This is a genomic window from Clostridium gasigenes (assembly GCF_900104115.1).
Classification (GTDB): domain Bacteria; phylum Bacillota; class Clostridia; order Clostridiales; family Clostridiaceae; genus Clostridium; species Clostridium gasigenes.
The window spans coordinates 1-26,201 of record NZ_FNJM01000017.1; the positions used below are offsets into that span (position 1 = coordinate 1).

Sequence of the window (26,201 nt, forward strand, 5' to 3'; positions counted from 1 at the left end):
TTTTTTCTAACTGTCCATTCTATAGGTACCAGTTTAAAACTTTATTGCAGTTTTTTCAATAATAGAAAAAAGTACATATAGTTAATTTGTTTTGTGAAAATAAGCTATATAGAATACCTTTTGAACTATAGACATTTTATGTAAAAAATGTATTTACAATGAAACAATGTTGCGCTATACTCTTATTTCATAGTAATTAATCATTAGTTGTTTTAGGTATAGGTGTAACAATGTTACGTTGAGTAGATAGGTTTAAAAAGTAAGGAGTGTGTAATATGAGTGAATTAAAGAATATTAATATTAGTGGCGTAGGTAGATTAGATGGGGGAGCGTATGACAAAATTATTTTATCAGGTGCTACTAAAATAATGGGTGATGCTAAAGGGAATAAGATTATAGCATCGGGTAGCTGCACGTCTTTTGCTAATTTAGAAGGTGGTTATATAAATATTTCTGGAGCAATGAAATCAGAAGGGGGATTAATATCTTCAGATTTAATTCAAATAAGTGGTTCTACAAAGGTGAACTTTATTAAAGCAACTACATTAAATATTAGTGGTACAACTAAGGTGAATAATGATTGTACCTTTGATAAGGTAAGAATTTCAGGTAACTTAAATATTGATGGTTCTTGTGAAGGAAGAGATTTTAAGGCAAGTGCACGATTAGTTATTGGAAAACTTTTATCTGCTGATATAGTTGAAATAAATATAGAAGGTAAATCAAGTATAAGTGAAATAGGTGGAGAAAAAATAACAATTAGAAAAGGATTAAGTTTACTTGGATTTTCTATTTTTCCAATTTTAAAGAAAGAATTAAGTTGTGATTCTATTGAAGGAGATACTATATATCTTGAAAATACTATTTGTAAAGTCGTTAGAGGAAAGAATATTGTTATTGGTGAAGGTTGCAATATTAATAAAATTGAATATTCAGGCACATTAACAGTAGATAAAAGAAGTGAAGTAGGTGAAAGAGAATGCATGAAGAATTAATATCTAAAAAAGAGCTATTAAGTAAAACTAATATATCATACGGACAATTATATAGATGGAAAAGAAAAAATATAATTCCAGAAGAATGGTTTATAAAGAAAAGTGTTAGTACAGGTCAAGAAACATTTTTCCCAAGAGATAAAATATTAGAGAGAATTAATATAATACTAGAACTTAAAGATGATGCGTCATTAGATGAACTAGCTAATAAGTTTACAAATAAAACAATAGTAAAAAACATTAAAAGAAGCTACTTAATAACTAGAGAAATAGTATCAGAATTAGTTTTAAACAGGTTTGAGGAATTTATGGGTACTTCAGAAGAATATGATGATAACATTTTATTTTCATTGCTTATATATAATGAATTAATAAAAAGTGGATTAATGAGTAATGAAGAGATAAAAAATATTTCAATGCAAGCAAGTAAGGATTATTCAAAAATCATAAAAAGTGACTACAACCTAATAATTAAAAGAAAACTAGGAGTTTGTTTTCATTATGTAACTAAAGAAAAAGAAGAATTAATAAATGATAATGAAGCAAAAGTAATTTATATAATTGAGCTATCTAAAATAATGGAAGTATTAGAATAAACAAGGGAAATTTATCGAAATATTAGTGGCAAAAAAATAAAAAATTTTAATTTCTTAAATTTGCCTTGTAACGGAATTGTTAAAAACCAGATATATATTATAGGGGGTGAAATAGTGAATAATATTGAAGGGATTTATAGGGAACAGGCACAAACTGTATATCGTTTCTTGTATAGCTATACACGTGATGCAGATTTATCAGAAGAGTTAACACAAGAAACTTTTGTAAGGGCCATGAAGTCTCTTAATAAGTATAATGGGAAATGTAAAATTTCGGTTTGGCTTTGTCAGATTGCGAAACATGTTTTGTATCAAGAATGGAACAAGAAAAACAAGAATAAGATAACTACCCTTGATTATAATATGGAATATAGTATATATTCTACAGAAGAACTAGTTGTTTGTTCAGAAAATAAGAAAGAAATATATAAAATGATACAATCTCTAGACCATATTAGTAAAGAAGTTATGTACCTTAGACTTACCGGTGATTTGAGCTTTAGAGAGATTGGAGAAATACTTAATAAAACAGAAAACTGGGCTAGAGTTACTTTTTTTAGGAGCAAATCAAAAGTTATTAGGAGGATGCGAGATGAAGAGTGATTTATCATGTAATACGGTGCAAGATTTATTACCTATATATTTAGATGAAATTGCAAGTGAAGAAACTAATATATGTGTTAAAGAACATTTAAGTGAATGTCAGATATGCGCAAATGAATATAAAAAAAATTGTGAAATTAGAGAAAAAAACGGAGAAGTAGTTATTAATGAGGCTGAGTCTATAAAAAAATTACGAAAAAGAGTAAATACTTCCTTTATTATAGTTATTATACTTGGAATTATTTTAACAAGTATATTAACTTTTTGCTTTTATGTTGAATCAAGGGGGAAAAGCTTTATAACTTCTGGATTAATACAAATGATAATTTTCTTTGCAGGAATATATTTAGTACCTTTATTTGGAGTATTTATTGCGGTGATATGGAAGAAGACAATTAGTAAAAAAGAAAAAGCATTTTGGCCTAACGTGATTATTTCATTTTTAGGAATATGGGCTCTAGTTGGAATAGGTTTATTATTAGGGCATTTTTTCTTATTAATAATAAGGGGCTACTAGTGAAAGTTATCTTTTAGATTATATACTGTAAATTAATTAAAAGCTAACTATAAAACTTATTATAAGAGGAGGTATTAATGATGAAAAAGAATATATCATGTCAAATTGTTCAGGATTTACTGCCAAATTATATAGATGGTATTCTTAGTAATGAGACTAAAGAATTAGTAAGGGATCATCTAAAAGAATGTGTTTGTTGCAAAAAAGAGTGGGAGAATATGAATACATTAATTGATGTAGATCCTGTTGAAGAAAGAAAAATTGATTATTTAAAAGGAATAAGCAAGAAATGTACAACTATTTTACTGGCCTGTATTATTCTCGGTGTTATTACGTTTCTAATTTTAGTATTTCAGAGTGAAGTAAATTATGGAGATGCTGGCTTTACATTGACATTATGTTTGATTGTTATAATAGCAATAATTATAAAATTTGCATTGCCTTTAGGTGGAGCCATACTAAGTATTTTTTTATTTAAAAAAACAAAGAAAAAATTTATAAAGGTTATTTGTGTGGTTATTTCTGTTATATGTAGTTGCTTATTTCTTTATTCACTAGTAAATATTATAGTTAATCGTTGATTTTAAATTAGAAAAAACTAAGGAGATAATTTTAAATTACCTCCTTTTTGAATGAAATTTAATTATTTAAATACAATTTTAGAAGCCAACTTACCTATTACAGGCATTTCGTAACATTCATAATTCCAACCTTTAACTGTTGCTATAATCATAAAAATAAACATAATAACAGGTACAATTAAAGCGAAGATACTAGTTATGCTTAGTACAGAAACTGCACCAACAGCTGAAGAAAAAAGTACTAGTCCTACAAAGATACCAACTAAAATACTAATTATAATTGAAAAAATTACACCTACTACAGTTAAAAGTACACCTTGCATTGCATGAAACTTTACAAATTTACTATCCTTTTCTACAAAGTAGATTATAACAGGAACTGCAAAGGCAAGAAAACTTATACCAGGTATAAAACTTACAATTATACCTCCAAGATATGCAATTAATACAACTATGTTTGCATCTAGTCCTAATGATGATTTATGTGGTTCAAATTTATTTTCCATATATACTCCTTAAAAATAATCTCCTTAATTAATATGCTTAAAATATAATAAGTGTTACAATTTATATAAAAAACTAAGGAGGCAAATTGAATTTACCTCCTTAGTTTGGTTATATACTTTTTTATGATGATTTTATTCCAGATTTCCACTGGATTTTAAATATAATAACTGTAGATATTATAGCAGTTAAATAGTTAGAAAATAAATTGCCATAAAACACTGAATAATAGCCTAAGTATTTTTCAGTTAATAATATAAACAAGTACCTTAGTAGCCAAAATCTAAGTAGGTTTGTTATTAAAGGAATGCGAGTTCTACCAAGTCCTATAAATGCACCTTGCTGAATCATGCAAATACCAAATCCTAATATAGAAAATATGTAAATATTTAAAGAACTATTAGTTATTGCAAGCACTTCTGGGTCTCTTGTGAAAAGAACAGTTAAATATGGAACAAGTGGAATCATTATAATAATTATAATAACAGATGCAATAGAACTAACAATACAACCTACAAGGCAAGATTTCTTTGCCTTATTTTCATTTCCAGAGCCTATGTTCATGCTAACCATTGTTGTAATAGCTAAACTAAAAGCCGCAGGAATATTAAAGCAAAGGCTACTTACATTAGAGGCAATTGCTTGTGCAGACAAAACTGTATCACCAAACTTAACAACCTCTCTATTTATAAGAAAAAAACCTAAGTTAACCATTAAACTAGAAATCATAGATGGAATACCAATTCTAAGTAAGCTTTTTATAATATTAATTTTAAAGGAAAAATCCTTTAATGAAAGCTTATCATCACCTTCAAAAACAAAAAGTTCATAAAACATCCATATAGATATAATAATGTTTGAAGCAAGAGATGCAAGAACAGCACCTACTATACCTAAATTAAAAACAAGAATAAATATGCTATTAAAGATAACCTTTAATATTAGCATAATAATCATTCGTATAAAAGTTGCTTCAGGCTTACCATTTGCATTTTTTATAGAATTATAAATAGATTCTAAAAATGAAAATGGTAAAACTAAAGATGATAAAGAAAGATATGTAAAAACAGTTTTAGACATTTCAGTGCTTACGCCTTTTGAAACAGGATAAGCTAAAATAGCTAGAATAGGTGCTAAAACGCAGCCAAGTAAAAATGCAAAAACAATTATTTGAGTTGAAATTTTTTTGGAATTTTGAAAATTACCTCGTCCATTACTTTGCCCAATAATTGCAGAAGCAGCAACACTTAACCCTTGAGCTAAAGCTGTTATCATATTTATAATTGGAGAACTATAAGAAATAGCTCCAGCGGTAGTAGTTCCAATAACATTATTTATAAACAAGCCATCAATAACAGGCATTAGTGATTGGACCACTCCAAACATTAATGCCGGAATAGATAGGAGTAATATAGTTTTAGTAATAGATCCATTTAAAATTAAATCTCTTCTTTCTTCGGTACTTTTATTTAATATTTTTAAGTTCATTATGCAGCCCCCTTAAAGTTAGGTAAATATATAAGACATCTCCAAATAACAAGTTAAATAATATTTAGAATGTTATTTATTTAAAGATGTATGGTATTAATTATACGGTAGTAAAAATATTCAGTCAAACTAGCGAATATTGTAAAATGGCTTTTGTAGAATTTTATAAATTTAGAAGGTCTACACATCAGACTAGTTTCTATACAGTAAAGGCGCTTACAAGGCTAAAAATTGGATATGAAAAAGCATATATAAAAATATGTTATAATAGTACTATAAAGGAAAATAGAGGGGCTAAATAAAATATTGTAGGATATTATGAAATAAAATATTTAAAATTTAAATAATTGTATAATTGGAGGTCACAGTAATTGAATACAGCAATTTATATTTGTATATGTTATGTAATGGCAGTAAGAAAGGAAAAAGAATGGCAAAAATATATAATTAAAAAAATAAAGAAGAAGAAAGAAGGAGTAATAGAAATGAATGAGATAATTAAAAATTTTATTGGGAAAGAATGTTTGATTTATACTTTTCGAGCGCAAATTTCAGGAGTAATTGAATCCTTGGAAAACAACTGGATTTCTATAAAAACAGGAAATTCTTCTGAAATAATAAATATTGACTATATAAGCCGTATTCGGGAATATCCTAAAAATAAAAAAGGAAAGAAAAAATCATTTATAATTGATTAATGCTTTAATTTCGATTTTATGTATTCTAATATATTTGTGTAGAAGTGCGGATGGAATATTACAATACGATATATAATAACTAGAGATTAGAAGGAGATGTTTTTAATGGGTGTTATTGACATTGTCATCCCATTGTTTTTTATTGCTATTATTTTAAAACAGTTAAGATATATAAAAGAATTAATAATAGCAACAAGAAAGAGTTATGTGGAAATTATTACTGTATTGTTTGCTGTGATTATTTTCATTGGAATTATATATTTTTATGCGAATACTTGGATGCATTACATAACAGGAATATTAGGCATTTTTATGTTTGTAAGTATGTGTGTTAAACAAGGAATTAGCTCGAAAGGTTTTATATCAATGTATAGATATAAAGAGCTTATAGTATGGAATGAAATTGAAAAAGTTATGGTAATTAGTTCAAAGGATATAAAGATTGAGTTATCAGGTGGATTTATGGAGCAAACATTTCATTTTAAAAAGAGTGATTATGATAAAGTTATGATTATTCTAAAAGAAAAAATACCTGGCAAATTCTATTATGGTAGGTCATGAATTTATTTATGAGCAGACAGACATAGCGATTAGGTTAAAATAAAGGTGGAGAGCAATCTGTAGAAATTGTTAATGAAAATTGAATAGTAGGGTATTGTAAAAATATGTTACAATATGGGTAGAATGAGTGAGCTTAAAGAGCACTCGTAGAATAGGATGAATTAAGGTAGAAGAATGGATGGTGGAAAGTAAATGTCTACACAAGTAATAATAGTTTTAATTCTTACAGTTATAATTTCTATAATTTCAACGCTAGCTTATTCTGTAAGAATTGTTGCTGTAAGAACAGGAAGAATAGCAGTATCTTTTGCAGTATTTAATATTTTTGCATTAATTTCTAGAACTGCAAATAGTGTTCAAGCGCCGTTATTGGCTAAAACAATTGAAAATACTATAAAAACAGGAAATCCCCAAAGTTTATTATCTACATTCAGATGGATATTATTATCGACAACACTTGCGACGATTATTGGCTCGGCATTAATGCCAACCTTTATAAAAATTTTTGTGAAGGCTGTCGAATCATTTAGTATTAATCGTTCTATACCTAAATTATTATTACATGGTTTCTCGAAATCAGGAATATTGCAATTTAAAAATAGTGTTACAAGACCTAAAAAAGAAAATTTGTCACATTTGAAATTTTTGAAAATTATGCCGAAAAAAATTATTTTACTTAACACTTTAGCATTTTCAATATCAACTGTTGGTGTTTTGGCATCACTGTATGCAGGATGCTTAAATCCAGAATTAAGAACAACATGCAGTACATTGTCAGCTGTGATAAATGGGCTGTCAACAATACTTATGGTTATATTCATCGATCCATATATATCAATTCTAACAGATGATGTAATCAAAGGAGAATGTACTCAATTGCAATTTGATAGATGTATAATTTTTATTGTTGGCGGACTAATAGTAGGTACGATTTTAGCACAGATTTTATTAGTTCCAGCAGCTCAAATAATATCCTTTATAGCTAAAACAATTTAGAATATAATTTGATATCCACTCATCAAAATGTTTAGAAGAATCAGTTATTAGTAAGTATTTAGAATTGGTCAAATAAAGTTAGTTCACAATTTTCATATAAGGTACAACAACTATATAATTAAGTAATTTCTTAAAAAGCCGTATTATTTAAATGAATATGTGGTGTTTTTTAGTTCATAATATTTTAAGATGGTTAATATATATAAATAACATTGTTTTGAAAGTTAATACATATAATTTAAAATATATTATAATTGGTTTATTATAGAAAAAATAAATGTAAATATTGCTTATAATAATGGTTAAGCGTATAGATAAGGCGTATATTGATATGAGGAGTGTTAAAATGAATTTTAAAAAAAAATAATATTAATATCTATGGTTAGTATGATAATTAGTTTGTTTATTGGATGTGGTAATAATAGTATGGACAGCATTTATGATGATAATAGTAAAATAGCTAATGAATCTGATCGCTTTGGATTAGATAAAAGTAATGAAACTATAGAAACTGAAAGCTATAAAGGTGATGTGGAATTAAGTGGAAGTGGAACTGTTTGGAGATATAAAAGCAATGAGGATTTTGATTTAGAAATGACATATAATTTATCAGTAAATAGTGGAAAAGCAAAAATTGTTTTAATATCGCCTGATGGTACAGTTGTTACTCTTGTAGAAAATACAGAAAAAGCTATTATGGAGGGAGAAACATCAATAACTTTACCTATAAAAAAAGGTGATAATCGTATAAAAATAATAGGTTATAAAAAAGCAGATATTGACATTAAATTGCATATTGATGAAGGTACATTTGAAATAATGGGTTTTTAAACATAAGAAGTTAGTAAGGGTTGTGAAAAGAAATAACAAGTCAAAGATGCGACGAAGTATTATAAGCTTATATAGTTTTATGAGTCAAAATCTAGGGTAGCATGTTTCAGATTATGTGATTGGTAAGGATGATGCGTCTCTTTACGGGATGAAAAATCTCTATATAAATTTTGTGGTAATTTGTTGCATAGGAGCACATTTATCGCTTTTAGATTTTTTTAGACGAAATTTAGAAATGAACATAATTTGAAGCTGAATTAATTCATAAAGTTATAACTTAACGTCACAACAATAAAAACTGAATAATTATTTAAAACACAGTATTATTTAAAATTGAATAATACGGTATTTGGTAAGATATGCTATAATAAATTCGGAATAGTATTATATGGCGAATAACAGATTATTTATATTTTATACTAAATTTTAAAAATTGTATGAGGTGATTATAGTGGAAAATTATTGTAAACACAAACCTAAAAATCTATTTGAACGACATTTTGTTTGTAAACATTGTGGAAAGAGGATTGTCAGTAAGAATAAAATACCGATTGCTATAGCATGTATTGCTTCTGTTATCATAAATTTATTAATAAGATATTATTTTTTTGAGGACCCTAATTTAATTATTACTGTTTTTACATTTCTAATCATAACGATTTTTTGCTTGATTTTAGGTTGGATATGCTTGCTTTTTGTAGGATTTAAAGAAAAATTAAATTCGTAGTATTAAACTATTGCGAAGATGAAATTAAATATTAAATTAGGAAAATACCGTATTATTCAAAAAGAATATACGGTATTTTTTAATGCGTAATTCAAAGAAAATGAACAGTATGTAGATACTTGTAACTAGATAAAAAATACTATATTTACAAAATATGTTATAATTAATTTATAATAGTAGATAATAGCGAAGTAAAGATTATTTATATTTTATCGGATATAAGTAATTTTGAGAGAAGGGAATTGAAGTAATGAATTACTGTGATACAAAATACAAAGATTTGAAATCAATATGTATCGAAAAATATGGAAATGAAAAAGGTTTATATATATACAATAAAGCAGAAGAAATTTTCGGTAAAATGAAAGATGAAGCGGATTACAGAAATAGCGATGTAATAAAAGAGCATATGACAAAAAATATTTTTCCTGTCCTTGCATATTATATGGCTTTGCTTGAATATAGTTTTTCAACTAATGATGCATATGCAAACACGCTTGAAGAAACACAGAAACATGCTACGCTTTCAAAGAAAAAGAACGAAAAACTTGGGAAAATGCCGTTTAGTTATTATCTGTTTAAATTGTGTAGTAAGAAGGTTATGGGAAAGAATTTTCCTGATGAGGGATGGGAAACAGAGTGGGTCAGATACGATAATAAAGAGGTTCATTTTAATCTTAAAAGGTGTGTGTATTTTGAAGTTACAAGTCAGTATGGACATCCTGAGTTGTGTACAGTCTTTTGTGCCAATGATACAACGTCATTTAGTGGTTATTTGCCTAATATTACATTTGAACGAAGTGGTACTATTGGTGAGGGAAAGAGAATGTGTGATTTTCATTTTAAAAACAGTAAATATATTTGAGTAAGGTTTATGTGTATAATTTACTCGCTTCGTATACTACGAATTACTATAAATAAATAACAGATTGAAATATCACATTATTCAGGGGTGAATATGCGATATTTTTTAATTAGCAATTCAATGAAAATGAACAGTATGTAGATATTGCGAAGTAACTAAGGAAATTAATCTTTGAAAATTGAATAATACGGTATTTGCAAAATATGTTATAATTATATGTAATATGATATATATAAATTAGAATTTGTGGATGAAAGGTTAGAGAAAATGAATGATAATGATTTTAAGAGAAAGAGAATTGAATATTTAAACAATTGGCCAAACGTTGAACCTTTTGAAATTGAAAAGAAGTATTATGAGAATGTGAAAACAGTTAAATTGTTAAGAAAAACAATTTTCATTCCATTTTTACTTAAAAATGAAGAGGACGCTGAGTATAATACAGCTATTTCTTTTATTATAGATGCAATAGAATGATTGGAAAAATATCCCAACCACGCTTTTGAATTTATGTTTAAAGCGTATGATGCTTTTTCTAAGATAGTATACTCTGGTAATATTACGGATAGAAATAGATGGTTGTGTGATAATAAATGGGCATTGTTAATAGAATCGAGCTCTAAATTGAATGATGCAATTAAGTTATTATTGAAATTAATTCCGATGAAGACGTGCCAATATCTCTATACAAGACTATATGAAAGAAATTCTAAAGCTTATACAAGAGTTACCAAGCTAATTGGAGGCGGAATAGACAATGCTAATCGTAAAAATATAATTGATTCTATCGAAAATAAATATGGGTATGATTACAATATATATAGCACATCAATTAGGCCAGCGAGTGCGTTATACAAATTTATGTTACAGAATGAAGAGATTGATGTAGATGGCAGTAAATATTCTGTTTCTATGTGTGATAAATTGCATTTTATAGTTTCAGGATATATATATACGTTAAGAAATGATACGATGCATGGGAACAATATTTCTATTACAAAAAGTAGCAAAACGAATATGAGCACGTATGCTAATAACTATTATTCTTTTTTATTTATGTATTATTTAGTTATTATTTTGATGCTTGACAAATATAGTTCCGATTATAATATGAACAAATATGAAGAATTGGCAGAAAATATTAAACAGAATGTTGAGTTGTACAAAGAATTGTTTGGAAATCATATTGGAAGATAGTAAATTAATTATATTGAAATTATTATGGAGATAAAATTAAATATAAAAAGTGATAATGCCGTATTATTTAAATAGGATTCTTACTCAACTTAGGGTAAGTAACTCTACTTTAATAAAGGCGAATGTATTAATATAATGCATTCGTCTTTATTAATTGAGTTATCTAAATTTGAAATACCCATAGTTGAGTAAGGACCTTAAATAGAATATACGGTATTTTTAATACGCAATTCAAAGAAAATGAACAGTATGTGGAGAGTGCGAATAAAAGAGTTCTCTGAAACCTGAATAATGCGATGCTTACAAAATATGTTATAATTAATTTGTAATAGTAATTAAGTACGAAGTCAGATTCAACTTTATTAGGGGAGGTAAATATAGTGATTATATATAGAGAGATTGATAAATCATACTTTAAAAAATATGACAGTATTCCTATGATAGTGCATGTAAAAAGCATACTTAAATTAGAAAAAGTTGAGAATGGTTTAGGAGGAATTTTGTTAAAAGAAACATCAGTTAAAGAATATATAAGAGATTTAGGTGAATATGAGGAAGCAACAAAATATGCCAAAGAATTTGACATAAGTAATTGGGCATTCTTTATGGCTTTTGATAACGAAGTTCCTGTTGGAGCAGTTACAGTTGCTTCAAAAACGAAAAATGTTAATATGCTTGATGGTAGAGAGGATATGAGTGTGTTATGGGATATAAGAGTTGATGATAGATATAAGCAACAAGGAATAGGTACAAAATTATTTAGTATGGCTGTTGAATGGTCGAAACTAAAGCAATTCAAACAGATGAAAATTGAATGCCAAAATAATAATGTTCAAGCATGTAGATTTTATCATAAACATGGTGTTGTATTAGGGAAAATAGATGAATATGCTTATTACAATGATACTGATATAGAAGATGAAGTTCAACTTATATGGTATTTAGATTTATAAATATTATAAGAGAATTTAATACCGAACCTTAGGTTACTATTAATTAATAATAATAACTAACATACTGAAATATCACATTATTCATAGTGGAATATGTGATATTTTTTTGTGCGCAATTTAAGGAAAATGAATAGTATGTGGAAATTGTGAATTAGATAATAAATAGGATATTTGAAAATTGAATAATGTGATATTTACAAAATGTGTTATAATATGTTAAAATAAATTTGTAATATTAGCGAGTATTTTCTTTTGAAAAATATTATAACATCTAGAGAGATAGTGATTGCTATAGATGAAAACGATATGCAAGTTAGTAAGAAAAGTTGTAAATAGAAGGATGTATCGAGTTTTTTAAAAAAATTATAAGGAGGATGAATGTATTAACTACCAACAATCGTTGTCTGGAGGGTATTTGGACCTTCCTTGGGAAGATGGATGTAATAAATATTCTTATGTTATATGTCCACATTACATATATAAGAATATTCTATATGTTTTTGGCTAAGGTGATGATTAATGGTATTGTGATTGATAGATTAAGTTAAGACTATACTAAAAAAAATAGGAGGATAATGAAAATGAAAAAACTGGCGGCAATTAGCCTTTGCGTGGTTCTACTAATAGCAATATTTACTGGGTGTAGCTCCAAGCTGACAAGCTCGGACAATAGCGGTAATGCCCATGAAAAGCAAATACCTGACTTGACGGGTGAATGGAAACAAGAAAATAGCAAATCTGATAACTCTTATCAAGCTGCAACAATAATTGGTGATACGATTGCAATTTACTGGGTAAGTGATGGTGGCGACACAAAATCACTTTATTGGGCTGGTTCTTTCGTCGCTCCAACAACTGCTGACGAACCTTATTCATGGACTTCGGAAAATGACCATAGTAAAACTAAAAGTGCTTTGCTTGCTTCGAGTGATGATACTAAAACTATGACATACCAAAACGGCATATTAAGCTATGAAGCTTCCGCTATGGGCACGACTACAACGGTTAAACTCAAAAAGCAATAATAATGACAACAAAAAGAGCGGAGGGCTTTCGTGCATAACCTCACCAAATAATCATAATGCTACAATTAAATTCCAATTTATAGGGTGAGTTAAATTAACTTTAAAGAAACAATTTTAGGATACTATGAATTAATAAAAAAAATAAAAGACTTAAATATCGCATTATTCATTGTTGAGTATGCGGTATTTTTTGTTCGCAATTAAAGGGAAATGAACAGTATGTAGATATTGCGAATTAGAGAGTAAATTAGGTTTTTTGAAAATTGAATAGTACGGTACGAAAAGTAATTACAATTACATGGAGTTAAAATAGGAATGTAATAAAAAATAAATGCATATTAAGGCACAATTATGTAATTTCATGAATATATTATAGTACACAAAAGAAGAAGGTGATTAATATGTGTTTTGGATTTGACGTATTCAACTTTGGATGTAATAGATGTTGTAGAAGATGTAGATGTTGTAGAAGATGTAGAAGATGTAGAAGATGTAGAAGATTCATATTTTAATAAATGAAAAATTAACTGCGCATAATTAAATTAAAATACCGTATTATTCAAAAATGAATATGCGGTATTTTTTTAGTTCGTAATTCAATGAAAATGAACAGTATGTTGATAGTGTGAACTAGATAAAAATGTGTTATAATTAATAATAATATTAAATTGAGAGTTAGTTCTTTATTGAACTTACAGATAAATAGTAATTTGTAAAACGGAAAAGGAGAAGAAGTATGCTTGAATACAAATTTGATACGCAGTTATTAATTGAAGGAAAAAATCTTTCAGAAGATAAAATAAACGAGTATATTACAAAAAACATTGAAGGCGATTGCTTACTTGCAGTTGGTGATGATGAACTGATTAAAATTCATTTTCACACAAATACTCCATGGAAATTACTTGAGTATTGTAATTTATTAGGTGATATTCATGATGTTCTTGTAGAAAATATGGAACGACAGGCAAATGGTCTTCAAGGTTAAACAATAAAAATAAATAATAGACTTAAATATCGCATTATTCATTGCTGAGTATGCGGTATTTTTTCGTTAGCAATTCAAGCAAATAATTCGTAAAGAGAATAATGCTAATTATAAATTCCCAAATGGATAGTTAACAAGACCTATTTACAATATGAGGAGAGCGAGTAGTAATCAATAAAAATAAAGTTCTTTGAAATTGAATAATGAAAAATTTATAAAATATGATATAATTAATTAGTGATTACAAATATTAGAAATGTCGATCTAAATAATTTTAGAAGATGAAAAATAAGAAGAATTTTTTAATTAATGAGTTTGGACAAAAATAAGGAGAAACATGGTTATGAAGATTAATACATTTAAATATTTTTTTTTAGATGCAATAAAAAGCTTAAAACGAAATGTTACACTAACAATAGGTTCAGTAATTAGTATATCTGCAACTTTTTTTATTGTTGGATTATTTTTATTATATATGATATTACTTAATAAAAATTCGGCAACTATTTTTATAATTAATAAACAAGCGGTTACAATTTTTAGATATGTTGGAGTTGCAGTTTTTATTATACTACCACCTCTTTCATTACTCTTAATTGTAAACGAAATTAAGATGATTGTGTTTTCAAGAAGGTGTGAAATAAGTATAATGAAGTCTATTGGCGCTACTGACTGGTTTATTCGATGGCCATTTATTATTGAAGGGTTAGTTATAGGAATTATAGGAGCTTTTGTAGCAAATTTAGCTCTATTTTGTGCATATAGTTTTATTTGCACTATAGCAAAGGAGTTTTTAACAGAAATAAGTCTTGTACAACCTACCTTTATAATAAAAACAATGATTTTGCCATTTGTAATAGCTGGTGCTTTTATTGTACCTATAGCAAGTATAATAGCGTTAAGAAAAGTTCTTAATTGTGCAGTTTTGGAAATTTAGTTAAAGAAGAAAAATGTAGTGTATATAATAAGGTAAGTTTCAGAAATGGAACTTATTTTTTTATTGATGGCAACAAAAGCACATAAAATAGCAGCACCTATTTCAAGCCAAAGAGCAATATTCTGTTCAAATTGCATAATAAACATTTACAAAATATGCTATAATTAATTTATAATAGTAAGTTATAACATATTTCTACAATTTAAGATTGTAGAAAATATTATAAAATATATTGTAAAATAGGGGGAATTAGAATTGAAAAAAATAATAGGAATTATAATTGCATTAATGATCATGTTAACAGGGTGTTCAAATCCAAAAAAGGGTGCCGATAATACAAATACACAGTCAGTTGATAATACTACATATTCAAATGATTCATCAAATGATCCATCAAATGATCCATCAAATGATTCATCAAATGATTCATCAAATGATCCATCAGATGATAAACTAACTCAACCACAATCAGGAAACAAATCTAAAAATATTAAAGATGATAATAGTAATATAGATTCTAGTTTAATTGATAATATAGATACTACTAAGAGCCCTTTTGAAAAAGGGTATTATGATTATCAGGGTACTATAAGTAATAACATGGCAATTCAAATGAGTATTTATCCATTAGAAAAAGATATTGTTGGCTCATACTTTTATGACAGTAAGAGAATAGAAATTAAACTAAAAGGAAAAGCGGGAGCAAAAGATATTGTGTTATATGAATATAATGAGGCAGGCGAAAATACAGGCACTTTTAAGGGAACTATTAATACAATTGATAAAATTGAAGGAACATGGTTAAGTGCAGATGGTAAGCAAAGTTATCCATTTACATTGTCACTTAAAAGTAATATTCCAGGTTCGGAGTATGGCAGAAGATATGCTTTAGCCATAAGTACAAAAAGTGACCAAGATGTAGAGAATTTTGTTAGTGAAATTCAAAGTTATATAATAAACGATAATAAAGAACAATTAGCCGAACGTGTAAAATATCCTATCAATGTTAAAATTGATGACAAAGTTACTGAAATACAAAATAAAGATGACTTTATTAAGAATTATAATCAAATTTTCCATTCTAGTTATAAGGAATCAATTGGTAATGCTTATACAAAATATCTATTTGTAAATTGGCAAGGAATAATGTTTGGTGAAGGTGCATATAACATTTGGATTAATGAAATCAATTCGGAATTAATGATTACTGCTATAAATAATTAAAATAAATGGAAATAAACGCTCATAAGCTGAATATGTTAATTATGAGATTAATAATCAAATAGGTGGTAAATATGTATCTATCGATACCAAATGTTTTTTTAGTACCAGTTTATTATGCTGAAGAAGATATTTTGAATATGAAAAAAATAGTAATATTACAAAATTGCAATTTTGATAGTGATTTTACAAATAAAACTGTAAAGAGAAAGGAAGTAGTAATAGGTCTATCTTTACCTACTCAAAGAGAAGAGAGATGGGTTAGAGATAAGGAAGTTATTGAAGAATATGCTAAAAATAAAGGGGTTACCGTAAAGGTAGAAAATGCTGAGTATGATGCAACCAAGCAGGCTTCACAAGTAGAAAATCTAATAGCACAAGGTATAGATGTATTAATTTTGGTGCCTATAGATCCATTAGCTGCAGCAGATATGGTTGAAAAGGCTCACAAAGCAGGAATCAAGGTAATATCTTATGATGGACTTGTACAAAATAGTGATTTAGATCTATATATGGCTTTTGATAAAATAAAGGTTGGAGAACTTCAAGGAAAGTTTCTTATCGAGAAAGTTCCAAAGGGAAATTATATTATTATGGCAGGAGATCCTGATGGTATGTTTAAGGAAGGTGCAATGAAATATATAAAACCATTAGCTGCTAAAAAAGATATAAACATAGTTGCAGATGAAGCCGTCAAGAAATGGGATCCAAATATTGCTTTTAAGATAGTAGAAGATGCTTTAATTGCTAATGAAAATAAAATTGATGCTATATTAGCACCAAATGATGCTATAGCAGGTGCTGCAATTGAAGCATTGCAAGCACAAGGTTTGGCTGGCAAGGTAGCAGTAACAGGTCAAGATGCAGAATTAGCAGCGGTTCGAAGAATAATTCAAAGAACTCAATTAATGACAGTATTCAAAGATACCAGGGAATTAGGAAAGGCTGCTATAGATGCTGCAATAAAATTAGCTAATGGCGAGGCGGTAGAAGTAACTAGTAAGGTGAATAATGGTAAAATAGATGTACCTTCAATTCTTATTACACCAATAGCTATAGATAAGAATAATATAAATAGTGTTCTTATAGACAGTGGATATTTAAACCAAAATGAAGTTTATAAAATATAATATTTGAAAATTAATCAAATAGATACAATTGGAGTATCCGCAGAAAGCTTAATATATCATATCCTTGAAGAGCGTAGAACTACTAGAGTTGAATGTGATGATACATTTTTCCGTGAGTCATTTAAGGGCGGGCACTCTGAAAATTCCGTATTCAAAATCCCTAGAAAAGCATATAAAAGAGGGGTTAAAACCTGACCCAAATGTTCCGGCTAATGAAAAAAAAGAGAGGTCTTAGTAAAGACCGAATCTCTGTAATGGTAGCCTTAGACCGCTCTGAAAATGTAATTTCAGAACCTATTGGTAGAGGGGAAATAAGTGCTGCTGCTATCGGCAGATTATTTGGAAATAAGATAGATAATAACGCTATTGCTTGTCCAGACTCATATAAAAGCTTTAAAAAATTGCAAGAGAATCTGATTTGGAATTGGTTCAACTACCTAAAGACAAGAAAAAGCAAGGTATATATCACCTACAACATGTCAACTCTTTTCATAGTAGATTAAAGAATTGAATGAATAGGTTTAATGGCGTTGTAACAAAATATCTATCTGATTACCTAGCATGGTTTCGTTGGTTGGAATACTTCAAGACTGATAAAGATATTATTAAGGTTAGAAATCTATTAGTGCACGCTCATACAGCTCATACAATGATTATAACTAGTGAATTTCCATTGAGAACTATCGGATTTTAATACGAATAAAGTTGCATTTTAAAAAAGGAATGTAGGATTTTTATGGTAAATTAAGGTTATTAGTGCTATTATAATATTAAATTAGCAAATCACAATTGTACGAAATTGTGAGCAGTAAATAAGAAGATATAGAGGCGATGTGAAATGAATAAAAATCTATTTTTGAAATTAGGATTATTGTTATTATCTCTGTCACTTGTCGCATGTGGGCAAAAAAATAATTCAGTAGGAAAAGATGATTCTTCTAAATCAAGTATAAACAAATCAGTTAGCAGCACTGAGAGTTCGGAAAAAGAAAGTGTAAAAACTCCCCTTCCATCTGCTGAAAACCCAGTAGAAAGTAAACAAAAGGATCAGAATACTCAACAAAATGCAACTAAAAATGAGTTACTCATTGTTGCAGGCTATAATACAGTACCTGGGGTTTGTGAATATTATTTACAGGACGTTAATCGTACACCAAAAATCGAGCCTTCAATTATTACTAAAAGCTCTTCCTCTTATAAGGTAAAAACTGAAAATAATATTTATATAGATTTTATTCTAAAAGTGCACAATTTGAATGATAAAACTAAAATGGCAGAGGACACAATCACTGCAAAGATAAAAACCAACAGTAATGATTATAAGTGTTTTTCTATTGCAGAAAGTGCTAATGGTCATAATTTAGAAAAAGATACTTCAATAAAACCACTTGAAACGAGAGAAATTCATTACGTAGCTGAAGTTCCTAAAACAGAAGCCACTGGTGAAATAACTCTTACCTTAACTATCAATGGAAAAGATTTTAGTAATAAGTTTAATTTTGAAGGTATGATGCCTTAGAAAGAATATATAGAAATTGGTAGAATACTAGAAAAAGAAGGTTTTACACAATTAACTATGGAAGATGTATTTTTTACTGATAGACTTGAACCATCTTAGGATATTACGAACAAATCAAAAGAGCAACTCGGTTGCTTTTTTTTTGTTAATTTAGTTTTGACGGATTTTACTAATTTTTAATTAAAAATCAACACAGTCTTATAAAACTGCCTTATAAATTAGATGACCATTTTTAAATTGGATAATAATAATTACAAAATATGTTATAATTGACTTACAATAGTAAAATAAAGTTTATTTATATAATGAATATAAAACGTAAAGAGGCGTAGAAAAAATGAGTGATATACAGTATAATTTACAATTTGAAAAATTGTGTAATGTTTTGAAACTTGGAGATATAGTAGGTGATCCTAAACCAATATCTGGGGGTCTTTTACACAGAATGTATTCTATGGAAACAACACAAGGAAAATATGCAATTAAAGCATTAAACCCTCAAATAATGCTTAGACCTATGGCAATGCAGAACTATATAAATTCAGAATTAATTTGCAATATTGCATTAAATAATATACCGGCTCTTCCAGCTAAAAAATTTAATGGTACTTTCGTTCAAGAAATAGAAAATCAATTCTACCTTATTTTTGATTGGGTAGATGGTGAAAATCTGAAACCTAATGAAATCAATATTGACCATTGTGAAAAAATAGGTAATATTCTTGCAGATATACATATGACTAATTTTTCAGAGTTAGGCATAATTAATGATTGGTCTGATAATGCACAACTAACAGATTGGAATTACTATTTAAAAAAAGGAGAAGAAAATAATATAGTGTGGGTTAGCCTATTACTTGAAATAGTTGACAATCTTTACGATTGGAATGCTCAGGCAAATAAATCGGCAAAACAACTTTCATCAAATATGGTTATTAGTCATAGGGATTTAGATTCTAAAAATGTTATGTGGAGTAAAGATAAACCAATTATTATTGATTGGGAGTCAGCGGGATATACAAATCCTATTCAAGAATTGACTGAAACAGCTATTTACTGGTCTGAAAATGAAAAAGGAAACATCAATAAAGAAAGATTTTTTGCTTTTATAGGTGGATATAAAAAGAGATACGGAACAGTAAAAGCAAATTGGGAAACAGTATTAGTAAGTGGTTTCTTAGGCAAGTTAGGCTGGCTGGAGTATAATTTAAAACGGTCTTTAGGGATTGAATGTACAGATGAAGAGGAGCAGCAAGTTGGGACTGATCAAGTAATAGGAACAATAAGCACTATTAGACATTATGCAGATATGATTTCTGAATTAGAAAAGTGGCTAAATAATGAAATTTGATAACAATGTCAATGAATTATGAGCCTAAGTTTTATTGGTAAAGCAATTATGATGCATGTATAAATTGTAATTTGAGTGGCATAAGAAGAGGGGGAGATTTAGATGTTAGATATTATAATTAAAAATGGGTGTATAGTAGATGGGACAGGCAATCCTAGTTATAAAAAGGATTTAGGAATAAAAGATGGAAAAATATTAAAAATTGAAAATAATATAGAGGAAGAAGCCTTAGAAATTATTGATGCTAAGGGCCTTGTAGTTTCACCAGGATTTATTGATGTGCACAGCCATAATGATTTAGTACCTTTTATGGATGATAATATTAAAAAATTAAAATTAATGCAAGGTGTAACAACAGAACTTGTGGGACAATGTGGGTTAGGGGTTATTCCTTGTATTGAAGAAGAAAATGATATATGGAAAAACTATATAAGAGGAGTTGTTGGAGATCCAGGGCTTAAGTGGAATTTCCCTAATGTTGATAAATATATTGATCAAATAACTTCAAAAGGATTAAAAAATAATGTTAGTATTCTAATTTCTCATGGTGCAATACGGACAAGTGTTATGGAGTTTGAGAATAGAATAGCAACTAAAGAAGAAGTTAACGCCATGTGCATTATAGCAGATAATGCTATGAAATCGGGTGCTTTTGGTATGTCTATAGGTCTTCAATATATTCCAGGGATTTTTAGTGGAAAAGAAGAGTTAATAGAAATATGTAAAGTAATAGCAAAGTATGATGGAATTGTTATGGTTCATCTTAGAAATCATGATGATACTATAACAAATGCCCTAGATGAAATGATTTATATAGCTCAGCACTCTAAAGTAAGGCTTCACATATCACACCTAAGATCCTATAATTCAAAGGAACTAGGTTGTGATGCCAAAAGCCTTATGGGATATATAGATAAGGCTGTAAATAAGGGAATAAAAATAACCTTTGACGAGCATTTATATTTATCTGGAAGCACTCTTATGACACAACTTTTACCACCTTGGATTACGGCTGGAGGAAGTTATGAAATGACTAAAAGGCTTGAAAATAAAGAAACACTTCTAAAGCTTAAAGAAGAACTTGCAAGTTATAAAACTCATTATGCAGGTTGGGACAATTATAGCCTAATTACAGGATGGGATAACATACTTATAACTTCAGTAAAAAGAGATGAAAACTTAAAATACCTTGGAAAAACTATAGGAAATATTGCTAAAGAATTAGGTATGGATGAGTTAGATTTTGCATTAAAGCTTCTTATTAAAGAAAAGTTTGGGGTAGCAATAGTAACACTTAATGTGTTTTCTGAAGAGGATACAATTAAACTTATACAACATCCTTTGCAAATGGTAGGGTCAGACAGCATACCAGCAGGAAATCCACATCCAAGGCTTTACGGAAATTATCCTCTTTTTATAGGCAAATTTGTAAGAGATAAAAAGGTTCTTTCTCTTGAAGAAGCAGTATATAAAATATCATATTTACCTGCCAAAACTTTAGGGCTTAGAGATGTAGGAGAGATAGAACTAGGCAAAACTGCTGATATAGTTTTATTTGATTTAAATAAGGTTAAAGGGTTTGAAAATTATTTTGAGCCAACGAAAGCTCCTGTTGGAGTTAAATATGTTATATTAAATGGTAAGATTGCAGTAAGAGATAGTGTAGTATGCAACGATTGTTATGGAAAGGCTTATAGAAGGTCATTCTTGGAAATGGAAGCTTATTAAGATGGATAATTCCTTATTTAATTAGCGAGGCTGTTAAATAGATATAGAAAGATCAAAGTACCAATTAGAATTAGACAAGGCTATATAATAATTGATACAAAAAAATAATACTTTAGAAATAAAAGACTATGTTGAAGTAATAAAGAAAGATTTATACTTTGTTGAAGAAGCTACTGCAAGAAATTGGAGAGATATTGCAAATTTAAGAGCAGTAAAATAATATAATAAAAAGGTGATATTTCGTGTCTACATACACGAAATACCACCTTTTTTTGATTGGATAGAGAGACTAAACAGGTAATCGTAGTTACCAATGGAAAAGAAGTTTATATAAAAATAATAAGATTATACTAATATATATTAAAGGGCTATGTGAAAATCTCATAGCCTATTATTTACTACTACTACTGGGGTTATTATATCATTTGCTATTTAGCAATTCTATACGTAGAATCTTTGATCCTTAAGATAAGACCGAAGTTAACTACGAGTTGAAATTTTTTGTATATTGTGATAAAATTTACAAAAAATAAGTTTTTATGACATTTAAGGAGCGCATAAGATGAAACATCAATATTTTGAAATAGAGATTAGTTCTTATATAGACAAGTTAATGAATAATCATTGGAATGAAACCTTAATGGGAAATACAAAAACAATTTTTTTAAATACAAAGAATTCGGACAAGTTTTCTCTCTATATGGATTCCTATTTACAAAGTATTTCCGAAAAAACAAAAATATTTCGTCAAAGGATTTATAATACAAATTTTTCTAAACCCTATTATCCTTTTTTTGATTTTATAAAAGAGACTGTAAAACTGAAAAATAGAAAAGAAATTCAGGATTTTGTTGAAAAATCAGATGTATATTATTTTCAACAACCTGTATTTATTTCTTATTTTTATGGAGAACCTATACAAAGAAAAGAAGCGGTAATTTTAGGAGAATTAGATTATGAGAAGAATAGAATGCATCAATCTATTTTAAATTTGTACGGTTCTTTATCTAAAAATACGCCAATGATTGTGGTGATTGAAGATATTCATCATGCAAAGCAATCTACATTAGAGTTGATTCAACATATTATAAAAACAAAAGAAAAGAATAACATATTTTTTATATTTTCTTTTAATAAAGAATATCAATTTGAAATACAAGAAAAACAGAAGCAATGGGATGAGTTTATTCAATGTATACATACCTATGATTCAATAATAGATGTTGAAATTTTAAAAGATATAAAAAAAGATTACTGTAAGGAAAAGAAAGAAGATCAAGTGTTAGAATTGGAAAAAATTATAGATTTAAGTATGGAGAGTTTTCATTTCTTTGCATTACAAGAAGCCAAGGAATATATTACAACAGTATATGATCAAAGAGTAATTAATAATACATGTTTGACTCCAATATATTTTTTAAGAATGCTTCATCTTTTAGGAGATATTTATTGTTCTTTAGAAGAAAATGATATTGCATTTATGCATTATCATGATTTGCTAAACTTTTCTAAAAAGAATAATAATGTTAAAGAAATTTCCTATTGTTATCAAAAAATGGGACTTATTTATTGGAAAAAAGGTAATAGAAAAAGAGCAGAGCGATTAGGGAAACAAAGTTTGCAAATTGCTCTACAACTACAGGACGAAATGTTAATATTAAATTCAAATTTTTTATTATTGTTAATAGATGATCCGAAAAATAAGGAAGGCATTAAACAATTTAAAAAACTCTATTATGATTCAATTAAAATAGCTGAAAAATTTAATATGCAAAATGCATTAGCTTATTATTATACCAATCCTTGTATAGTAGCAATTATGGATGAAGAAGACTGTATTAAATTTTATGATTATGGAATATCCATTGCTAAAAAATACAATAATAAATACCGATTATCAGTTGCACATCACTCACAGGGGATATCCTATATATTAAAAGGAAAATATCATGAAGCTTTAAAATATCATAAAAAAAGTGAAAAATTAAAATTAGAATTAGAGAATAACTCTGAGATTGCCTGTATTTTTAATGGACTTGGGTTTAACTATTTTATAATAGAAAATTATGAAGAAGCATATTTATATTATAATAAAGCACTAGAATATTTGAAAAAATTAAAAAATTATAATCAAATTGCAATCACCTTATTTAACATAGCGAATAATTATTTTTTTGCTTTACAGCATAAGTTATCTATACAATATTTAGAAAAACTGTTGCTATTAATTAATAGTGTAAAAATAGATTCTATATATTATCACACTTTGTATGGAATTTACTCCTTAATAGGAATAAACTATTGTAAGCTGAGAGAAATATCTAAGGCATATGAATATATGATAAAAATAAAAAATATACGAAGTTTTTGTTATATAGATGAAGATAAATTTTGGGTGGAATTGTTTAAATCATTATCATATAAAATAGAAGGAGATTATGAAAAAGCCACTTTTCATTTTGAAGTAGCTATGACTTATATACAAAAAATAAAGTATATGGCTCCAAGGTTTTATTATGAATATGGTTTAATGAAAAAAGAACAAGGGAAAAAAGAAGAAGCAGAAAGTTTATTTAAAACAGGAATACAATATTGTGAGGAGTTACAATATTCATTTCATAAAAATTTACTTTTAAAAGAATTAGGAGATCAAAGAAAGATAAAAGAACCTTTACAATTATATAATAAATTTTATGACTTACAGTGGATTAGTGATTATATACAGGAAGAATTAATAAAAAATAATCTTCATAAAAAAATCAATGAAATTAACTTTTTAAATATCTTACAAGAAATTATAGGAAGAGAAAAAAAGAAAGAAGAATTAATTAAAAATGTAATGAATTTGATTCATGATACTTTTTTTGTTGAATATAGCTTTTTATATTTAAAAGAAGATAACCAGTGGGAATGCATATATTGTAATCAAGTTTTAGAAGTAGATCATTTAGATACTCTTACATTAATTGAAACCTTAACAAAGGAACGAAAAATTACTATTATTCCAAATGTAAGCGAAGACCTAAAATATAGAGATATAGGCAGTACTTTTTTTTCAATTATAAATATTCCCTTAATTGATAATGATGAGTTGGTAGGAAATATATTATGTGCTACCCAAAAAGAAGGGATGATTTTTGACATTGACGATACAAAAATTTTATCTATGACATCTAAACAATTAAGTAATGCGCTTAGAAAAATTAAAAAAGATGATGAGATTTTGCAAAAAGATAAAGAATTATATGTGGCAAATGAAAGCGAACGTTTAAAAACGGAATTTTTATGTAATTTGTCTCATGAATTTCGTACTCCTTTAAATGTAATATTAGGTAGTTTACAAGTGTTGGGTCTAAATGTAAAAGATAATAAAGAATCAAAGTACTTTAGAATAATTAAACAAAATTGTTATAGATTATTAAGATTGATAAATAACTTAATTGATATTTCAAAAATTGATTCGGAATTTTACAAAACTAATTTAGAAAACCATAATATTGTAAATGTATTAGAAGAAATTACTTTATCCATAGTTCCATATTTAAAATTGAAAGGGATATCTTTACAATTTGATACAGATGTAGAAGAAAAAATTATGGGCTGTGACGTTGATCAAATGGAAAGAGTTATTTTAAATCTTTTATCTAATTCAATAAAATTCACACAATATGGAGGGGAAATAACAGTTAACTTTTATGATAAAGGAAAAAATATTTTAATTATTATAAAAGATACTGGAATTGGAATACCCAAAAATAAGCTGAATATGATTTTTCAACGTTTTGGACAAGTAGACAGATCCTTAACTCGTAATCATGAAGGAAGTGGAATAGGATTATGTATTGTAAAATCTATAGTAGAAATGTGGGGAGGAAATATTTCTATAGAAAGTGAATATGGAAAAGGAAGTACATTTACAATAGAAATTCCTGTAACTGTTTTACCTGAAAATAATTCATGGTCAAAAGAAAATAATTATAGCTCATCAAACCTAGTAGAAAGAACTCAAGTAGAATTTTCAGATATTTATTTTTAATACAGTTAGTGGATAGATCCATAAAAAGAGTTTTGCAATTAATTTTGCAAGGCTCTTTTTCGCTTGTTATAAAAATGAATTGGAGAAAGTTTACTTAAAATAGGTGTTGCAAAAATAAGAATAGGTAGTCATAAAATAGTTTGCACGTAGATTG

28 protein-coding genes are annotated in these 26,201 nt (G+C 27.6%); 26 read left to right on the plus strand and 2 right to left on the minus strand.

Annotation, left to right across the window (positions count from 1 at the left end):
• Window positions 1-275: 275 nt before the first annotated feature.
• The 5 genes from BLS77_RS17155 to BLS77_RS17175 all read left to right on the plus strand — a co-directional run bounded on the left by BLS77_RS17155 (window position 276) and on the right by BLS77_RS17175 (window position 3,292).
• Window positions 276-995: a hypothetical protein gene (locus BLS77_RS17155; protein WP_089972703.1), complete on the plus strand. Its 720-nt coding sequence runs from the start codon at window positions 276-278 to the stop codon at window positions 993-995.
• Entirely contained in the window at window positions 980-1,591 is a 612-nt protein-coding gene (locus BLS77_RS17160) for a DUF4004 family protein (protein ID WP_089972707.1), read from the plus strand. The genes BLS77_RS17155 and BLS77_RS17160 overlap by 16 nt, the downstream gene beginning before the upstream one ends.
• Before the next feature lie 114 nt (window positions 1,592-1,705).
• The gene (locus tag BLS77_RS17165) at window positions 1,706-2,194 is read left to right on the plus strand and encodes an RNA polymerase sigma factor (RefSeq protein ID WP_242874012.1); all 489 of its coding nucleotides are present in this window, start codon (window positions 1,706-1,708) and stop codon (window positions 2,192-2,194) included.
• The gene (locus tag BLS77_RS17170) at window positions 2,184-2,711 is read left to right on the plus strand and encodes a zf-HC2 domain-containing protein (RefSeq protein WP_089972710.1); all 528 of its coding nucleotides are present in this window, start codon (window positions 2,184-2,186) and stop codon (window positions 2,709-2,711) included. Before BLS77_RS17165 ends, BLS77_RS17170 begins: the two co-directional genes overlap by 11 nt.
• Before the next feature lie 80 nt (window positions 2,712-2,791).
• Window positions 2,792-3,292 carry a zf-HC2 domain-containing protein gene (locus tag BLS77_RS17175; protein WP_175490898.1) on the plus strand — a complete coding sequence of 167 codons (501 nt, stop codon included), beginning with the start codon at window positions 2,792-2,794 and terminating at the stop codon, window positions 3,290-3,292.
• A gap of 62 nt (window positions 3,293-3,354) precedes the next feature.
• Here the strand turns inward: BLS77_RS17175 and BLS77_RS17180 are convergent, their stop codons facing one another.
• Both BLS77_RS17180 and BLS77_RS17185 read right to left on the minus strand, forming a co-directional pair.
• Window positions 3,355-3,798 (minus strand): magnetosome magnetite crystal formation protein family, encoded by a 444-nt coding sequence (locus BLS77_RS17180; RefSeq protein WP_089972716.1) that lies wholly within the window; start codon window positions 3,796-3,798, stop codon window positions 3,355-3,357.
• Window positions 3,799-3,919: 121 nt separating this feature from the next.
• Window positions 3,920-5,284, minus strand: a complete 1,365-nt coding sequence (locus BLS77_RS17185) for an MATE family efflux transporter (RefSeq protein WP_089972721.1) — start codon at window positions 5,282-5,284, stop codon at window positions 3,920-3,922.
• A 146-nt stretch (window positions 5,285-5,430) separates the two neighbouring features.
• Between BLS77_RS17185 and BLS77_RS20055 the strand changes: the two genes are divergently transcribed.
• The 21 genes from BLS77_RS20055 to BLS77_RS17285 all read left to right on the plus strand — a co-directional run bounded on the left by BLS77_RS20055 (window position 5,431) and on the right by BLS77_RS17285 (window position 26,047).
• On the plus strand, window positions 5,431-5,586 hold the full coding sequence (locus BLS77_RS20055; RefSeq protein ID WP_175490899.1) for a hypothetical protein: 156 nt from the start codon (window positions 5,431-5,433) through the stop codon (window positions 5,584-5,586).
• Window positions 5,587-5,655: 69 nt separating this feature from the next.
• Entirely contained in the window at window positions 5,656-5,982 is a 327-nt protein-coding gene (locus BLS77_RS17195) for a DUF6897 domain-containing protein (protein WP_089972727.1), read from the plus strand.
• A gap of 105 nt (window positions 5,983-6,087) precedes the next feature.
• Window positions 6,088-6,543: a hypothetical protein gene (locus BLS77_RS17200; protein WP_089972730.1), complete on the plus strand. Its 456-nt coding sequence runs from the start codon at window positions 6,088-6,090 to the stop codon at window positions 6,541-6,543.
• Between the two features lie 192 nt (window positions 6,544-6,735).
• A complete protein-coding gene (locus BLS77_RS17205; protein ID WP_089972733.1) occupies window positions 6,736-7,539 on the plus strand; it encodes a lipid II flippase Amj family protein in 804 nt (267 codons plus the stop codon).
• 387 nt (window positions 7,540-7,926) lie between these two features.
• On the plus strand, window positions 7,927-8,370 hold the full coding sequence (locus BLS77_RS17210; RefSeq protein WP_242874013.1) for a ribosomal L7Ae/L30e/S12e/Gadd45 family protein: 444 nt from the start codon (window positions 7,927-7,929) through the stop codon (window positions 8,368-8,370).
• A gap of 977 nt (window positions 8,371-9,347) precedes the next feature.
• Window positions 9,348-9,962: an L-2-amino-thiazoline-4-carboxylic acid hydrolase gene (locus BLS77_RS17220; protein WP_089972743.1), complete on the plus strand. Its 615-nt coding sequence runs from the start codon at window positions 9,348-9,350 to the stop codon at window positions 9,960-9,962.
• Between the two features lie 246 nt (window positions 9,963-10,208).
• Window positions 10,209-10,439: a hypothetical protein gene (locus BLS77_RS17225; protein ID WP_207648705.1), complete on the plus strand. Its 231-nt coding sequence runs from the start codon at window positions 10,209-10,211 to the stop codon at window positions 10,437-10,439.
• Between the two features lie 186 nt (window positions 10,440-10,625).
• Entirely contained in the window at window positions 10,626-11,159 is a 534-nt protein-coding gene (locus BLS77_RS17230; RefSeq protein ID WP_139164868.1) for a hypothetical protein, read from the plus strand.
• Between the two features lie 380 nt (window positions 11,160-11,539).
• Window positions 11,540-12,112 (plus strand): GNAT family N-acetyltransferase, encoded by a 573-nt coding sequence (locus tag BLS77_RS17235; RefSeq protein ID WP_089972753.1) that lies wholly within the window; start codon window positions 11,540-11,542, stop codon window positions 12,110-12,112.
• A gap of 581 nt (window positions 12,113-12,693) precedes the next feature.
• Window positions 12,694-13,137: a hypothetical protein gene (locus BLS77_RS17240; protein ID WP_242874014.1), complete on the plus strand. Its 444-nt coding sequence runs from the start codon at window positions 12,694-12,696 to the stop codon at window positions 13,135-13,137.
• A gap of 736 nt (window positions 13,138-13,873) precedes the next feature.
• Window positions 13,874-14,125: a kinase to dihydroxyacetone kinase gene (locus BLS77_RS17245; RefSeq protein ID WP_089972759.1), complete on the plus strand. Its 252-nt coding sequence runs from the start codon at window positions 13,874-13,876 to the stop codon at window positions 14,123-14,125.
• A gap of 343 nt (window positions 14,126-14,468) precedes the next feature.
• Window positions 14,469-15,062, plus strand: a complete 594-nt coding sequence (locus BLS77_RS17250) for an FtsX-like permease family protein (RefSeq protein ID WP_089972762.1) — start codon at window positions 14,469-14,471, stop codon at window positions 15,060-15,062.
• A 255-nt stretch (window positions 15,063-15,317) separates the two neighbouring features.
• Window positions 15,318-16,286 (plus strand): hypothetical protein, encoded by a 969-nt coding sequence (locus BLS77_RS17255; RefSeq protein WP_089972764.1) that lies wholly within the window; start codon window positions 15,318-15,320, stop codon window positions 16,284-16,286.
• 71 nt (window positions 16,287-16,357) lie between these two features.
• On the plus strand, window positions 16,358-17,413 hold the full coding sequence (locus BLS77_RS17260; RefSeq protein WP_089972767.1) for a sugar ABC transporter substrate-binding protein: 1,056 nt from the start codon (window positions 16,358-16,360) through the stop codon (window positions 17,411-17,413).
• A gap of 212 nt (window positions 17,414-17,625) precedes the next feature.
• Window positions 17,626-17,916: a hypothetical protein gene (locus BLS77_RS17265; protein WP_089972769.1), complete on the plus strand. Its 291-nt coding sequence runs from the start codon at window positions 17,626-17,628 to the stop codon at window positions 17,914-17,916.
• 8 nt (window positions 17,917-17,924) lie between these two features.
• Window positions 17,925-18,107, plus strand: coding sequence for a hypothetical protein (locus tag BLS77_RS19570; RefSeq protein ID WP_139164870.1), 183 nt, complete (start codon window positions 17,925-17,927; stop codon window positions 18,105-18,107).
• A gap of 144 nt (window positions 18,108-18,251) precedes the next feature.
• Window positions 18,252-18,932 (plus strand): hypothetical protein, encoded by a 681-nt coding sequence (locus BLS77_RS17270; RefSeq protein WP_089972772.1) that lies wholly within the window; start codon window positions 18,252-18,254, stop codon window positions 18,930-18,932.
• A gap of 337 nt (window positions 18,933-19,269) precedes the next feature.
• Window positions 19,270-20,283 carry a phosphotransferase gene (locus BLS77_RS17275; RefSeq protein ID WP_089972775.1) on the plus strand — a complete coding sequence of 338 codons (1,014 nt, stop codon included), beginning with the start codon at window positions 19,270-19,272 and terminating at the stop codon, window positions 20,281-20,283.
• A 102-nt stretch (window positions 20,284-20,385) separates the two neighbouring features.
• Entirely contained in the window at window positions 20,386-22,011 is a 1,626-nt protein-coding gene (locus BLS77_RS17280) for an N-acyl-D-amino-acid deacylase family protein (protein WP_089972776.1), read from the plus strand.
• Between the two features lie 91 nt (window positions 22,012-22,102).
• Complete coding sequence (locus BLS77_RS20610) at window positions 22,103-22,231, plus strand: hypothetical protein (RefSeq protein WP_278336677.1); 129 nt, start codon at window positions 22,103-22,105, stop codon at window positions 22,229-22,231.
• Between the two features lie 342 nt (window positions 22,232-22,573).
• Window positions 22,574-26,047 carry an ATP-binding protein gene (locus BLS77_RS17285; protein ID WP_089972779.1) on the plus strand — a complete coding sequence of 1,158 codons (3,474 nt, stop codon included), beginning with the start codon at window positions 22,574-22,576 and terminating at the stop codon, window positions 26,045-26,047.
• Window positions 26,048-26,201: the final 154 nt, after the last annotated feature.

Excerpts from the sequence above, each read along its gene's own strand:
- BLS77_RS17265 (WP_089972769.1), top strand. The coding sequence starts at position 17,626 with ATGAAAAAAAAGAGAGGTCTTAGTAAAGACCGAATCTCTGTAATGGTA.
- BLS77_RS17250 (WP_089972762.1), top strand. The coding sequence starts at position 14,469 with ATGAAGATTAATACATTTAAATATTTTTTTTTAGATGCAATAAAAAGC.
- BLS77_RS17160 (WP_089972707.1), top strand. The coding sequence starts at position 980 with ATGCATGAAGAATTAATATCTAAAAAAGAGCTATTAAGTAAAACTAAT.
- BLS77_RS17275 (WP_089972775.1), top strand. The coding sequence starts at position 19,270 with ATGAGTGATATACAGTATAATTTACAATTTGAAAAATTGTGTAATGTT.
- BLS77_RS17245 (WP_089972759.1), top strand. The coding sequence starts at position 13,874 with ATGCTTGAATACAAATTTGATACGCAGTTATTAATTGAAGGAAAAAAT.
- BLS77_RS17260 (WP_089972767.1), top strand. The coding sequence starts at position 16,358 with ATGTATCTATCGATACCAAATGTTTTTTTAGTACCAGTTTATTATGCT.
- BLS77_RS17200 (WP_089972730.1), top strand. The coding sequence starts at position 6,088 with ATGGGTGTTATTGACATTGTCATCCCATTGTTTTTTATTGCTATTATT.
- BLS77_RS17170 (WP_089972710.1), top strand. The coding sequence starts at position 2,184 with ATGAAGAGTGATTTATCATGTAATACGGTGCAAGATTTATTACCTATA.
- BLS77_RS17285 (WP_089972779.1), top strand. The coding sequence starts at position 22,574 with ATGAAACATCAATATTTTGAAATAGAGATTAGTTCTTATATAGACAAG.
- BLS77_RS17270 (WP_089972772.1), top strand. The coding sequence starts at position 18,252 with ATGAATAAAAATCTATTTTTGAAATTAGGATTATTGTTATTATCTCTG.
- BLS77_RS17240 (WP_242874014.1), top strand. The coding sequence starts at position 12,694 with ATGAAAAAACTGGCGGCAATTAGCCTTTGCGTGGTTCTACTAATAGCA.
- BLS77_RS17230 (WP_139164868.1), top strand. The coding sequence starts at position 10,626 with ATGAAGACGTGCCAATATCTCTATACAAGACTATATGAAAGAAATTCT.
- BLS77_RS17155 (WP_089972703.1), top strand. The coding sequence starts at position 276 with ATGAGTGAATTAAAGAATATTAATATTAGTGGCGTAGGTAGATTAGAT.
- BLS77_RS20055 (WP_175490899.1), top strand. The coding sequence starts at position 5,431 with ATGGCTTTTGTAGAATTTTATAAATTTAGAAGGTCTACACATCAGACT.
- BLS77_RS17185 (WP_089972721.1), bottom strand. The coding sequence starts at position 5,284 with ATGAACTTAAAAATATTAAATAAAAGTACCGAAGAAAGAAGAGATTTA.
- BLS77_RS17220 (WP_089972743.1), top strand. The coding sequence starts at position 9,348 with ATGAATTACTGTGATACAAAATACAAAGATTTGAAATCAATATGTATC.
- BLS77_RS17210 (WP_242874013.1), top strand. The coding sequence starts at position 7,927 with ATGATAATTAGTTTGTTTATTGGATGTGGTAATAATAGTATGGACAGC.
- BLS77_RS19570 (WP_139164870.1), top strand. The coding sequence starts at position 17,925 with ATGAATAGGTTTAATGGCGTTGTAACAAAATATCTATCTGATTACCTA.
- BLS77_RS17280 (WP_089972776.1), top strand. The coding sequence starts at position 20,386 with ATGTTAGATATTATAATTAAAAATGGGTGTATAGTAGATGGGACAGGC.
- BLS77_RS17175 (WP_175490898.1), top strand. The coding sequence starts at position 2,792 with ATGAAAAAGAATATATCATGTCAAATTGTTCAGGATTTACTGCCAAAT.
- BLS77_RS17205 (WP_089972733.1), top strand. The coding sequence starts at position 6,736 with ATGTCTACACAAGTAATAATAGTTTTAATTCTTACAGTTATAATTTCT.
- BLS77_RS17180 (WP_089972716.1), bottom strand. The coding sequence starts at position 3,798 with ATGGAAAATAAATTTGAACCACATAAATCATCATTAGGACTAGATGCA.